The organism is Streptomyces clavuligerus, assembly GCF_005519465.1.
Classification (GTDB): domain Bacteria; phylum Actinomycetota; class Actinomycetes; order Streptomycetales; family Streptomycetaceae; genus Streptomyces; species Streptomyces clavuligerus.
In genome coordinates this window covers 4,893,948-4,906,232 of sequence record NZ_CP027858.1, presented here as the reverse complement: position 1 = coordinate 4,906,232, position 12,285 = coordinate 4,893,948, and the positions used below count along the sequence as shown (strand labels likewise).

The 12,285-nt window shown below is 73.6% G+C and carries 11 protein-coding genes and 1 riboswitch; of the genes, 5 read left to right on the top strand and 6 right to left on the bottom strand.

Features of this window, described 5'->3' with window-relative positions; genetic code table 11:
* Positions 1–231: 231 nt before the first annotated feature.
* Positions 232–1,149, bottom strand: a complete 918-nt coding sequence (locus tag CRV15_RS20655) for a S1 family peptidase (RefSeq protein WP_003960324.1) — start codon at positions 1,147–1,149, stop codon at positions 232–234.
* A 381-nt stretch (positions 1,150–1,530) separates the two neighbouring features.
* On the opposite strand from CRV15_RS20655, the gene CRV15_RS20650 reads away from it, so the two are divergent.
* Positions 1,531–2,541, top strand: a complete 1,011-nt coding sequence (locus CRV15_RS20650) for an LLM class F420-dependent oxidoreductase (RefSeq protein WP_003960325.1) — start codon at positions 1,531–1,533, stop codon at positions 2,539–2,541.
* A 38-nt stretch (positions 2,542–2,579) separates the two neighbouring features.
* On the opposite strand, the gene CRV15_RS20645 is transcribed toward CRV15_RS20650, so the two are convergent.
* From CRV15_RS20645 to CRV15_RS20635, 3 genes are all read right to left on the bottom strand, one after another.
* A complete protein-coding gene (locus CRV15_RS20645) occupies positions 2,580–3,665 on the bottom strand; it encodes a hypothetical protein (RefSeq protein ID WP_003957276.1) in 1,086 nt (361 codons plus the stop codon).
* Entirely contained in the window at positions 3,662–4,393 is a 732-nt protein-coding gene (locus CRV15_RS20640) for a class I SAM-dependent methyltransferase (RefSeq protein ID WP_003957277.1), read from the bottom strand. Before CRV15_RS20640 ends, CRV15_RS20645 begins: the two co-directional genes overlap by 4 nt.
* Positions 4,394–4,580: 187 nt before the next feature.
* A complete protein-coding gene (locus tag CRV15_RS20635; protein ID WP_009996064.1) occupies positions 4,581–5,891 on the bottom strand; it encodes a glycosyltransferase family 4 protein in 1,311 nt (436 codons plus the stop codon).
* A gap of 254 nt (positions 5,892–6,145) precedes the next feature.
* On the opposite strand from CRV15_RS20635, the gene CRV15_RS20630 reads away from it, so the two are divergent.
* Positions 6,146–6,805 carry a TetR family transcriptional regulator gene (locus CRV15_RS20630; protein ID WP_003957279.1) on the top strand — a complete coding sequence of 220 codons (660 nt, stop codon included), beginning with the start codon at positions 6,146–6,148 and terminating at the stop codon, positions 6,803–6,805.
* Between the two features lie 128 nt (positions 6,806–6,933).
* Here the strand turns inward: CRV15_RS20630 and CRV15_RS20625 are convergent, their stop codons facing one another.
* Positions 6,934–7,167: a ferredoxin gene (locus tag CRV15_RS20625; RefSeq protein WP_003957280.1), complete on the bottom strand. Its 234-nt coding sequence runs from the start codon at positions 7,165–7,167 to the stop codon at positions 6,934–6,936.
* A complete protein-coding gene (locus tag CRV15_RS20620) occupies positions 7,160–8,680 on the bottom strand; it encodes an aldehyde dehydrogenase (protein WP_003960326.1) in 1,521 nt (506 codons plus the stop codon). Before CRV15_RS20620 ends, CRV15_RS20625 begins: the two co-directional genes overlap by 8 nt.
* Before the next feature lie 124 nt (positions 8,681–8,804).
* Here CRV15_RS20620 and CRV15_RS20615 point away from each other — a divergent pair, with 124 nt between their 5' ends.
* The 3 genes from CRV15_RS20615 (at position 8,805) to CRV15_RS20605 (ending at position 12,226) form a co-directional block, all read left to right on the top strand.
* Entirely contained in the window at positions 8,805–9,968 is a 1,164-nt protein-coding gene (locus CRV15_RS20615; RefSeq protein ID WP_009996066.1) for a Strvi_7410 family MBL fold metallo-hydrolase, read from the top strand.
* A gap of 99 nt (positions 9,969–10,067) precedes the next feature.
* A riboswitch (cobalamin riboswitch) is annotated at positions 10,068–10,156 on the top strand.
* 130 nt (positions 10,157–10,286) lie between these two features.
* A complete protein-coding gene (locus tag CRV15_RS20610) occupies positions 10,287–11,558 on the top strand; it encodes an SCO2321 family membrane protein (protein ID WP_003960328.1) in 1,272 nt (423 codons plus the stop codon).
* Positions 11,555–12,226 (top strand): SCO2322 family protein, encoded by a 672-nt coding sequence (locus tag CRV15_RS20605; protein ID WP_003960329.1) that lies wholly within the window; start codon positions 11,555–11,557, stop codon positions 12,224–12,226. Before CRV15_RS20610 ends, CRV15_RS20605 begins: the two co-directional genes overlap by 4 nt.
* The last annotated feature ends 59 nt before the right edge of the window (positions 12,227–12,285 follow it).

Sequence of the window (12,285 nt, the reverse complement as noted above, 5' to 3'; positions counted from 1 at the left end):
GGGACCGCCCTCCGCGTTCCGTTTTCCGTTCGGACGGCCCGCGTACGGACCGCTTACGGACCGCTTACGGACCGCGTGCGGACTGCTTACGGACCGCTGGAATTCTCGTACGGAAGAGACCCCCGCCACTGTCGGCGGGGGTCTCTCCCTTTTCCTGGGCCCTGCTCCGCGCCCGCCGGATTCACGGACCGGTGACGGCCGGGGATTACCGGTCGGTGGACGGGCGTGGGCTCAGCGGCCCAGGCGCTTGGCCACCTTCGCGCCCTCGGGGGACTCGTACAGCGTCTTCCACAGCTTGGCGGAGCTGAGCGAGACATAGACGCCGGGGGCGCCCTGCGCGGCGCAGCCGTCGCCGCGGGAGACCACGCCGATCTGGATCGGCGCCTCCCGGCCCTTGAGCTTGCGGAAGAGCGGGCCGCCGCTGTCGCCCTGGCAGGAGTCCTTGCCCTCGACCCCGGCGCAGAGGTCGACGCCCTTCTCGTACGGCGAGTTGCTGATCTCGCACTCGGCGTGCGACAGGATCGGCACATCGACCTCCCGCAGCCGGTCCGGGAAGTTCGGCAGCTCGGTGTCGGTGTTGCCCCAGCCGGTGACGGTCGCCTTGGCGCCCGGCTTGATCAGGGCGTCCGTGCCCGTGGTGGGGAGCTTGACCGGGGCTATGCCGGTGATCGGCTTCTTCCAGTCGATGTCGATGAAGGCGAGGTCGTACGCGTAGTTCTTGGCGTAGCGCGGGTGGACGGTGATCCCCATGACGTCGCGGACCTGGCCCTGCTGGGTGTTGCTCAGCACGGTCCGGCCGGCGACGACCTGGATGTCCTTCGGGTCCGTGTGGTCGACACAGTGCGCGGCGGTCACGACGGTGTAGGCGTCGAGGAGGCTGCCGCCGCAGAACTGCCGGTCGACGGGGCTGCCCTTGCCCTTCATCAGCAGCGCGACCATGAACGGGTACTTGTCGTTGGGTACGGCTCCGCCGCCGATGATGAAGGCGCCGGGGTCCTTCGGGGCCTGGGTCGCCTGCGGCTGGGGGCCGGGGTCGGCGGGCCCGGCCTGGGCGGGGGCGGCCGTCGCGAGGAGGGCGGCGGTGGCGGCGGACGCCACACCGGCGGCTGCGATACGGGCGGTGCGGCCTCTGAAGGAACCGATGCGCATGGGAGAACTCCGTTTCCTGAGCACGATGGACAAAGCGCCGAGGGCACGGAAAAGGAGAAGGGAAAACGGGTGGTCAGCCCGGAATTCACCCCGTATCGGCGCCCTGCGGAAAATCCGTCAGCGAAGCTAGCAGCGGCTCTTGATTCTCGTCAAAGGGTGGTTTCGGGCCTTCATTTGCCTGCCCGATCCGTTTTCCTCCGCGAGAATTTCCCGAGCCGCTGTGAAAGATGACGGACGTGGTGAACGGGTTCGGTTCACCCGGCATTGATTTTCGGCCATCCTGGAAACGGGTCCCGAGGGATTGTGGCGACCCCCGGACCCCCGTAATCTGACACCTCGTCATATCGACCTCTCCCCCTGCTGATCTGCGGAGGCGTGGACATGCGACTGGGACTCGCGCTCGGCTACTGGGGCCGCGGCCCCACGCCCGGCCATCTCGACCTCGCCCGGGAGGCCGAACGGCTCGGCTATGCCTCGGTCTGGACGGCCGAAGCCTGGGGATCGGATGCCTTCACCCCGCTGACCTGGATCGCCGCCCATACCTCCCGGATCCGACTGGGCACCGCCGTGGCCCAGATGGCGGCCCGCTCCCCCACCGCCACCGCCATGCAGGCCCTCACCCTGGACCATCTCTCCGGTGGCCGGATGATGTTGGGTCTGGGGCTCTCCGGACCCCAGGTGGTCGAGGGCTGGTACGGCCGTCCGTTCCCCCGCAGCCCGCTCACCGCCACCCGGGAGTACGTGGAGGTGATCCGCCAAGTGCTGCGCCGCGAGGGGCCGGTGGCCCTGGCGGGGCGCTTCCACTCCCACCCCTACCGGGGCGCGGACGGCACCGGACTCGGCCGCGCGCTCAAGCCGATCACCCATCCGCTGCGCGCCGGTCTGCCGCTGCTCCTCGGCGCGGAGGGCCCGAAGAACGTGGCGCAGACGCTGGAGATCGCGGACGGCTGGCTGCCGCTGTACTGGTCGCCCCGGCGGACGGACGCCTATGGGCTCTCCCCGGCGGCGGTGCCCGCCGGTTTCGTGATCGCGCCCCTGGTCCGCGCCCAGGTCTGCGACGACCTCGCCGAGGGGCTGCTGCCGGTGAAGGCGATGCTGGGCTTCTACATCGGCGGCATGGGCCACGCCACCCGGAACTTCCACGCCGACCTGATGGCACGGATGGGGTACGAGGAGGCCGCCCGCCGGGTCCAGCGGCTCTTCGCCGAGGGGCGGCGCAACGAGGCGGTCCAGGCCGTGCCCGACGCCTTCGCCGACGAGATCTCCCTCGTCGGGCCCCGGGAGCGGATCGCCGAACGGCTGGCGCTGTGGCGCGCCGGGCCGGTCACCGACCTGCTGGTGACCGCGCCCGACCCGGCGACCCTGCGCACCCTGGCCGAGCTGGCGCTGTAGGCCCGGCGGGGCGCCCCGGGCCCGGGGCGCCGCGGCGCTCAGTCGGTGCCGCAGCAGTCCGGGTCGAGCCCCCGGGGCAGCCGCTCCCCGCCGAACACCGCGGTCGTCGCCTCGTCGCCGCCGAGCGCGGCCACCGCCAGCAGCAGCGCCCCCGCCGTCCAGGTCGTCTGCTCCTGCGGCCAGACCGCCCGGTTGCCCTCGAAGACATACCCCGTCCAGTACAGCCCGCCGGGCGCCCGCAGATGCCCGATGGACTGAAGGATCTCCAGGGCCCGGTCGGACTCCCCCATCGCCCAGAGCGTCAGCGCCAGCTCACAGCTCTCGCCGCCGGTCACCCAGGGGTTGGGCAGCACACAGCGCGCGCCGAGCCCGGGGACGACGAACTCCCCCCAGCGCGCCTCGATCCGGGCACCGGCCTCGGCCCCGGTCAGCGCGCCGCCGAGGACCGGGTAGTACCAGTCCATCGAGTAGCGGCCCTTGTCGAGGAAGCGCTCCGGATGGCGGCGGATGGCGTGCGCGAGCGCGCCCGTGGCCAGCTCCCAGTCGGGCTGGGGCTCCTCGCGCTCCTCGGCGATCGCGAGCGCGCAGCGCAGGGCGTGGTGGATGGAGGAACTGCCGGTCAGCAGCGCGTCGGTGACGGGCCTGGCACCGTCCTCGGGGGACTCGCGCTTCCAGCCGATCTGTCCTCCGGGCTGCTGGAGGCCGAGCACGAACTCCACCGCCGCATACACCACCGGCCACATCCGGTCGAGGAAGGCGTCGTCCCCGGTGGCGAGATAGTGGTGCCAGACGCCGACGGCGGCATAGGCGACGAAGTTGCTCTCCCGGCCCCGGTCGGTGGGCCGGTCCGCGTCGCCGTCCTGGTACGCCGCGTACCAGGAGCCGTCGCCGTTCTGGTGCTCGCGCAGCCAGGCGTACGCCGCGGCCGCCGCCTCGTGCTCGCCCGCAGCGTCGAGGGCCATGGCGGCCTCGGTGTGGTCCCAGGGGTCGAGATGGTGGCCGCGGAACCAGGGGATCGCGCCGTCCGCGCGCTGGACGGCGCGGAGCGCGGCGACGGTCTCGGCGGCCTCCTCGGCCGTGAGGACCCCGGGCAGCACCAGATGTTCGGTGCGGGGAGTCGTCACGCCGCGGTCCGGGGAAGCTGGGGCTTGGTCGCGTACGCCACGAAGCTCTTGCCGATGAGGGGGTTGAGCGCCTGCTCGGCGAGCCGGGTGGCCAGCGGCTTCCTCATGATGTCCCAGACGAGCAGCCGGTGGTACGCCTTGACCGGCAGGACCTGGTCGTTGTCCACGCCGAAGGCGCACTTGAGCCACCAGTACGGGCTGTGCAGGGCGTGCGCGTGATGGGTGCCGTAGGGGACGAGCCCGGCCTCCTCGATCCGCGCCAGCAGTTCGTCGGCCTTGTAGATACGGATATGGCCGCCCTCGACCTCGTGGTACGCGTCGCTCAGCGCCCAGCAGATCCGCTCGGGGCCGTGGCGCGGCACGGTGACGGCGATCCGGCCGCCCGGCTTGAGCACGCGGACCATCTCGGCGAGCACGCCCTTGTCGTCGTGGATGTGCTCCAGCACCTCGGAGATGATCACGACATCGAAGGAGTCGTCGGGGAAGGGGAGATTGAGCGCGTCGCCCTCCATGGCGGTGGCGGTGGCGCCCTCGGGGGCCTCACCCGCCTCCTTCATGGCGGCGAACCACGTGGCGACCTCGCGTATCTCGTCGCCGTTGCGGTCCAGGGCCACGACCCGCGCGCCGCGCCGGTAGCACTCGAAGGCGTGCCGGCCCGCGCCGCAGCCGAGATCGAGCACACGGTCTCCCGCGGCCAGCGGGAAGCGGGAGAAGTCGACGGTCAGCACAGGGTCCCGCTCTCTCGGTCGGTATCGGTCAGCATCGGTCGGTATCGTCGTTATCAGTCAGTATCAGCCGGTCCAGCCGGTGTCGTTCGCTTCGCGCCGGCGGATGTCGTGGGGGTGGCCCGGGCGCGGCGGACCCGTTCGGGTGCGGCGGTGGTCCGGGCCGGTCGGGCCCTACGGTACAGACGCGTCAACGCCTCGCCCCGGCCAGGGCCGCGCGGTACAGCTCCACCGTCCCCTGGGCCGCCTTCGCCCAGGTGAACCGTTCCAGCACCCGCCGCCGCCCCGCCGTGCCCAGCCGGGCGCGCAGCTCCGGGTCGGCCAGGAGTCTGCCGAGCGCGCCCGCCAGCGCGCCCGCGTCGCCCGGGGGTACGGCGAGACAGCTCTCCCCGTCCGCCCCCGCGACCTCCGGTATCGCCCCGCCGGTGGTGGCGACCAGCGGCGTGCCGGTGGCCATCGCCTCCGCCGCGGGCAGGGAGAACCCCTCGTACAGCGAGGGCACACAGGCGATCTGCGCGCTCCGCACCAGATCGACCAGTTCGCTGTCGGATATCCCCTTGACGAACTCCACGGCGCCGCCGAGGCCATAGCGCTCGATGAGCCGGGCGACGGGGCCGTCCTCGGCACGCTTGCCGACGACCACGAGGTGGGCGCCGGGGTGCTCGGTACGGAGCTTGGCCAGCGCCTCCACCAGATGGACGAGGCCCTTGAGCGGGACGTCCGCGCTGGAGGTGGTGACGATCCTGCCGGGGACCTCGGGGACGGCGGGGTCGGGCGCGAACAGTCCGGTGTCGGCGCCGATGGGCACGACATGGACGCGCTCGCCCCGGACGCCGAGGTGGTCCACGATCTCCTGGCGGGAGGAGCCGGAGACGGTGAGGACGGAGGGCAGCCGCCGGGCCACCCGCTTCTGCATCCGGGTGAAGCCGTACCAGCGGCGCACGGACGCGCGGCGCTTCCAGTCGGCCGCCGCGGCGAGGTCCAGCGCGCGGTCGACGGTGATGGGGTGGTGGACGGTGGTGACGAGGGGCGCGCCCAGGTCGCCGAGGAGGCCGTAGCCCAGCGTCTGGTTGTCGTGGATGACGTCGAACTCGCCGCGCCGCGCGCGCAGATGGCGGCGGGCCCGCAGGGAGAACGTCAGCGGCTCGGGGAAGCCGCCGGTCCACATGGTGCCGACCTCCAGGGCGTCGATCCAGTCGCGGTACTCGTCCCGCGCGGGGGTGCGGAAGGGGTCGGGCTGCCGGTACAGATCGAGGCTGGGCAGCTCGGTGAGGGGGACGCCCCCGTCGAGCACGGGGTAGGGCTGGGCGCCGATGACCTCCACACGGTGGCCGAGGAGGGCCAGTTCACGGGAGAGATGGCGGACATAGACGCCCTGGCCGCCGCAGAAGGGGTTGCCCTTGTAGGTGAGGAGGGCGATCCGCAGGGGGGCGCCGTCGCCGCCGTCCGCGGCGGGCGCGGGGCCTGCGTGAGAGCCGGTGTCGATGGCCTCGGCGGTCACGCGCGGCCCCCTTCTCACTGGGTTTCGGCGGAGCGTAACCGCTCACGCTAATCTAGAACAAGTTTCAGCCTTGGTCGTTCAAACGGCTCTGAATCTACCGGCAGGTAGTCCCGCTGTAAGGGCGGGAACAGGTGATTCGCACCACGGCGGGTGTGCTGTGGTGCCGCGCGACCGCTCCGTGGCCGATACTCGCCCCGTAGCCGCACCGGACCCGCGTCGAACGGGACGACCCACCTCGTGAGGGAACGGGACATATGACAGCCGAAGCCACGCCACGGATGCCCGCCTCACCCTCGCTGACGGAGCGCCAGGAGGAACGTCGTCGGCGCATTCTGCACGCCAGCGCGCGGCTCGCCTGCCGGGGCGGCTTCGACGCCGTGCAGATGCGGGAGGTCGCGGAGTCCTCCGGCGTGGCGCTCGGCACCCTCTACCGCTACTTCCCCTCCAAGATCCATCTGCTGGTCGCCACGATGCAGGACCAGCTCCAGCGGATGCATCTGACCCTGCGGAAGCGGCCCCCGGGCGGGGACGGCGCGGCGGAACGGGTCGCGGAGACCCTGATGCGGGCGTTCCGCGCGCTCCAGCGCGAGCCGCACCTCGCGGACGCGATGGTGCGGGCGCTGACCTTCGCCGACCGGAGCGTCAGCCCCGAGGTGGACACCGTCTCCCGGCAGACGACCGTGATCATCCTGGACGCGATGGGGCTCGACCGGCCGACGCCCGAACAGCTCTCGGCGGTGCGGGTCATCGAGCACACCTGGCACTCGGCGCTGATCACCTGGCTCTCCGGGAGGGCGTCGATCGCGCAGGTGAAGATCGACATCGAGACGGTCTGCCGTCTGATCGACCTGACGACGCCCCCGGTCCCGGTGCCGGACGGCCCCCCGCCGCGGCCCGCCGCCCACGGCGGCTGAGCACGCGCGGCGCCCGGGTCCGGACCGGACGGCGGGGCACGGCCGGACGGCGGGGCAAGGGCCACGGGCCACGGGCCACGGCGACCGGCCACCCGCGCGGTACGGGACCGCCGGGCGGGAGCGGTCGGTCAGTCCTCCGGGGGGAAGACCGGTTCGCCGGTGGCCGCCAGGGTGATGGTGATGGCCTCCACCGGGCAGTTCTCCGCCGCTTCGAGCAGGGGCTCGCCCGCGTCCGCCTCCTCCGTCGCGGGGTGCGCCTGCCGGGCCGCGTCCAGGCGGAAGCCCTCCGGCGCGGAGCCGACGCACATGCCCGAGCCGACACAGACCCCCCGGTCGACCTCGATCCGCCAGCGATCACCCATCCGTCGGCTCCACCGTCCCCGTTGTCCCCGTTGTCCCCGTTGTCTCCGCGTCCTCCGCGCCGCCGGACCCGGCGGGCAGATGGATCGTCTTGAGCTCAAGGTAGGCGGCGTACCCCTCGACACCCATCTCCCGCCCCAGACCGGAGTTCTTGTATCCCCCGAACGGCGCCCCCAGGTCCACGCCGAATGTGTTGACCGAGTACGTCCCCGTCCTGATCCGGCGGGCGAAGTCGAGCCCGCGATCGGTGTCGGCGGTCCAGACGCTGCCGCTGAGCCCGAAGTCGGAGTCGTTCGCGATCCGCGCGGCCTCCTCCTCGTCCCCGTACGGCAGCAGACAGATCACCGGTCCGAAGATCTCCTCGCGGGCGATCCGCATACCGTTGTCGACCTCGCCGAAGAGGGTGGGTTCGACATACCAGCCGCGGTCCCGCGCGGCCGGGCGCCCGCCGCCGGTGAGCAGCTTCGCCCCGGCCGTGCGGCCCAGTTCGATGTAGTCGAACGAGCGCTGCTGCTGGCGCTGCGCGACGAGCGGGCCGACCTGGGTCGCCGGGTCCAGCGGGTCGCCGACGACCAGCGCCTCGGCCGCCGCCGTCAGGGCCTCGGCGATCTCGTCGTACCGGCTGCGGGGGGCGAGCACCCGGGTCTGGGCCACACACGCCTGTCCGTTGTTGAGCCAGGCGGCGGGGGTGATCCCGGCCACCGAGGCCGCGATGTCGGCGTCGGGCAGGATCACCGCGGCGGACTTGCCGCCCAGTTCGAGGGTGACGCGGGTGAGATGGCGGGAGGCGACCTCCATCACCCGTTTGCCCGCGGCCACCGAGCCGGTGAAGGAGACCTTGTCGACACCGGGGTGGCCCACGAGGTACTCGCTGACCTCGCGGTCCGCCGGAAGGATCGAGAGCACGCCCGCCGGGAGCCCCGCCTCCTGGATGATCTCCGCGAGGAGATAGGAGTCGAGGGGCGCCTCGGGGGACGGCTTGAGGATCGCCGTGCAGCCCGCGAGCAGCGCGGGGGCCAGCTTGGACGCCGCCGTGAACTGCGGCACGTTCCACGGCATCACCGCCGCGACGACGCCGACGGGCTCCCGCCGCACCACGAGCGGGCCGAGCATCCCGGCGCGCCGCTCCTCGTGGACGGTGGCGCGGGCGGCGGTGATGGCCGCGTCCCAGATCATCACGGGCCCGAGCGCCTGGGCGAAGACGCTCCAGGAGTACGGGGAGCCGTTCTGGGAGCTGACCAGCCGGGCCAGCTCCTCGTGGCGGGCGGCGACCCCGTCCTTGATCCGGGTGACGACGGCTATGCGTTCGTCGAGGGTCATCCGGGGCCAGGGGCCCTCGTCGAACGCCTTGCGGGCGGTGGCGACCGCCGCGTCGACGTCGGCGCGGGAGGCGTGCGGGACGCGGCCGATGATCTCCTCGCTGTGGGGCGAGACCACATCGATGGTCCCGGTGCCCAACGGGTCGGTCAGCGCGCCGCCGATGAACAGCTTTCCGTGTTCCACGAAGTCGGTCATGGCTACTGCCTCCTGCACCGGGGAAACGGTCTTCTGACAGTCTTTCAGAACTGATATCAGTTCTCGTTACCATGGGCAACGTTCCGGCTGTACGGGGAAGTACGTGACGGAAGGGGCGGGCGGTATGACGGAGGCGGCCGAGCCGGGGGACGGAGAGGCGGCGGGCCGCGGCCCCGCCGAGGGGGCGGCGGACCACCGGGGGAACGGGGCGGTGGTGACCGATCACGGGGGCGGTGTCCAGTCGATCCGGGTCCCGATCCCGGACAGTCCCCTCGGCCACACCCGCGTCCATGTCCTCGACACCGACCGGGGCCCGGTGCTCATCGACACCGGCTGGGACGACCCGGCCTCCTGGGACGTCCTCACCAGCGGGCTCCGCGCGGCCGGGACGGCGGTCGAGGAGGTCACCGGGGTGGTCATCACCCACCACCACCCGGACCACCACGGCCTCTCCGGGCGGGTCCGGGAGGCGTCGGGGGCATGGCTGGCGATGCACCCCGCCGACACGGAGATCGTGCGCGGGAGCCGGCGGACCTCCCCGGCGGACTGGTACGGCTATCTGACCGACCGGCTCGGACAGGCCGGAGCGCCCGAGGAGCATCTGGCCCGGCTGCGGGCCGCCGCGCGGCCGGCCCCGTCCGGCCCCCCGCCGCCGCAGTACCGGGCGGCCCTGCCGGACCGGGAGATCGTCCCCGACGAGCTGCTGGACCTCCCCGGGCGGCGGCTGCGCGCGATCTGGACGCCGGGCCACACCCCCGGGCACGTCTGTCTCCATCTGGAGGAGAACCACCCGGCCCGGCTGCCGGGGCGCGGGCGGCTCTTCTCGGGCGACCATCTGCTGCCGGGGATCAGTCCGCACATCGGGCTGTACGAGGAGTTGCTGGGTCCGGCGGACGGCGGCGCCTCCCACGGCGCCGCCGGTTCCGACGCGGGGGCGGACCCGCTCGGGGACTATCTCCGTTCGCTGGAACGGGTCGCGCGGCTGGCACCCGCCGAGGTGCTGCCCGCGCACGAGCACACCTTCACGGGGGCGGCCGGGCGGGTACGGGAGCTGCTGGACCACCACGCGCGCAGGCTGCGCGGGCTGCTCGTCCTGCTGGGGGAGCCGCTGACCGTCTGGGAGACGGCGGAGCGGATGGAGTGGAACCGGCCCTGGGAGCGGATTCCGTTCGACTCCCGGAACATCGCCGTCGCGGAGGCGGCGGCGCATCTGCGGAGGCTGATACGGCTGGGGCTCGTCGAGACCGTGCCGGGGGAACCGGTGCGGTACGCGGGGATGGCGGTGTGAGGCGGGCCACCCGTGCCGGGTGGGCGGAAGCGGGGGCTCATGTTCCAGTTACTCAGTGGACCCCCGTAGAGTAGACAGGTCGTCATCACGCCCGCATGGGGGGAAGCCGGTGGAATTCCGGCACTGACCCGCAACCGTGAGCCGCCCATCGGACCCCCGGGGCCCGGGAGCGGCGAGTCGGAATGCCCCGTGCGCGCCATGGACGGCTCATGCCGTCGGCGGACCGCCGGCGGCCGGCACCGTCGAGGAATACGGAGCCGGAGCGCGGGCTCCCGTATCGGCCCGGGTCCGGCCCCCGCAGGAGAGGCCCGCCCGCTCATGACCACCGCATACCGTCGCAGCGCCGCCGCGCTCGCCGTGTCCGCCGTACTGGGCGTCGCCATCGCCTCCGCCGCCGCGCCCACCGCGCTCGCGGCACCGGCCCCCGCGCCGTCGGCGGCGCTCCCCACCGGTCTGTACGGGACCGGCGACCCGACGTACGACGGTGTCTGGCGGCAGTCGCTGGCGCTGCTCGCGCAGGACACCGCCGGGGTGCGCCCCGCGCGGGCGGCCGTGGCCTGGCTCACCGGGCAGCAGTGCGACAGCGGCGCGTACCCCTCGTACCGCGCCGACACCCGGCGCGACTGCGACCCGAAGACGCTGCCCGACTCGAACGCCACCGCCGCCGCCGTGCAGGCGCTGGCCGCGCTCGGCGGGCAGGACGCGACCGTGCGGAAGTCCGTGGACTGGCTGAAGTCCGTGCAGAACGCCGACGGCGGCTGGAGCTACAACCCGGGCGGCGCCAGCGACGCGAACTCGACCTCCCTGGTGATCGGCGCGCTCGCGGCGGCGGGCGGGCAGCCGGAGCAGACGCGCTCGAAGGACGGGAAGTCGCCCCAGGACGCGCTGCTCGGCTTCGCGCGGCCGTGCGGGGAGAAGGAGAACGGCGGGGCCTTCGTCTACCAGCCGAAGCAGCCGGGGCTCGTCGCGGACTCGACCGCCGCGGCCGTGACCGCCGCGCGCGGCGCGGGTCTGGCCGGTCCCGCGCAGGCGCCGAAGGACACGGAGCCGGTGGCCTGCGCCCCGGCGCGGACCGTCGAGGACGCCGCCCGCAACGGCGCCGGGTATCTCACGAAGGAGCTGGCGGAGAAGGGGCATCTGCTCCAGCCGCCCATGCCGGGCTCGGCCGACCCGGAGCCGAAGCCCGACGTCGGCAACACGGCGGACGCGGTGGTCGCGCTCGCCGCGCTGGGCCTGGCCGAGCAGGCGGAGAAGCCGCTCGCCTGGCTGGAGCAGAACGCCGCCGGCTGGGCGAAGGAGTCGGGCCCGGCCGCGTACGCGCAGCTCGTGTTCGCGGCGCACGCGACGGGCGGGGACCCGCGCGACTTCGGCGGGACGGACCTGGTCGCGGCGTTGAACGCGACCGGGCCCGAGCCGGAGCAGGCGTCCCCGAAGGGCGCCGAGGCCGCTGAGGCCGCCGAAGCCGCCGAAGCCGCCAAGGACACGGACGGGGATTCCGGTTCCGGGACGTGGTGGTTCGTCGGCGCGTTCTTCGCGGCGAGCGCCGGTGTGGGCGTCCTGTTCGCGGGCCGCCGCAGGTCCCGCTCGTGAGGCGCGCCGCCGCCGCGGGGGCCGCGCGCGCACTCGCGGCCGTCCTCGCGCTGACGGCGGCGGTGACCCTGGCGGGAACGGGGACGGCGCAGGCCGCCGGGTACCGCTACTGGTCGTTCTGGCAGACGGACGGGGCGGCGTGGGTCTACGCCGTGGAGGGCCCCGCGACGCACCGGCCCGCCGACGGGTCCGTCGCCGGATTCCGTTTCGCCGTGAGCGAGAACAGCTCGGACGCGGCGCGCCCGCGCCGGGCGCCCGACTTCGCGGACGTCTGCGGGTCGACCCCGGCGCGCCCGGACACCAAGCGCGTCGCCCTCGTCGTCGACCCGGGCACCCGTGCCGACGCCCCCTCCGGCGAGACCCCGCCGCCCCTGCGCACGGCCTGCGCCCGGGTGCCCGGGGCCGCGACGACCGCCGACGCCCTCGCGGCGGTGGCCAAGCCGCTGCGCTACAACGGTCAGGCGCTGCTCTGCGCCATCTCGGGTTATCCGCGGACGGGCTGCGGCGAGCAGCTCTCCGGTGAGTCCGGTGCCGCCGCGAAGACGTCCGCCGCGGACGACACCACGGCCTCCGACGGCGGCCCCTCCCTGGGCGCCCTCGCCGGAGCCGCCGCCGTCGCGGCCCTGGGGGCGGCGGCCCTGTGGCAGTCCCGCCGCCGCCGTCGATGACTCCGGCCGCCCCGGACTCGTCCCCCGGCGCCACCAGGCCGCCGGGGGGCCTTCCCATG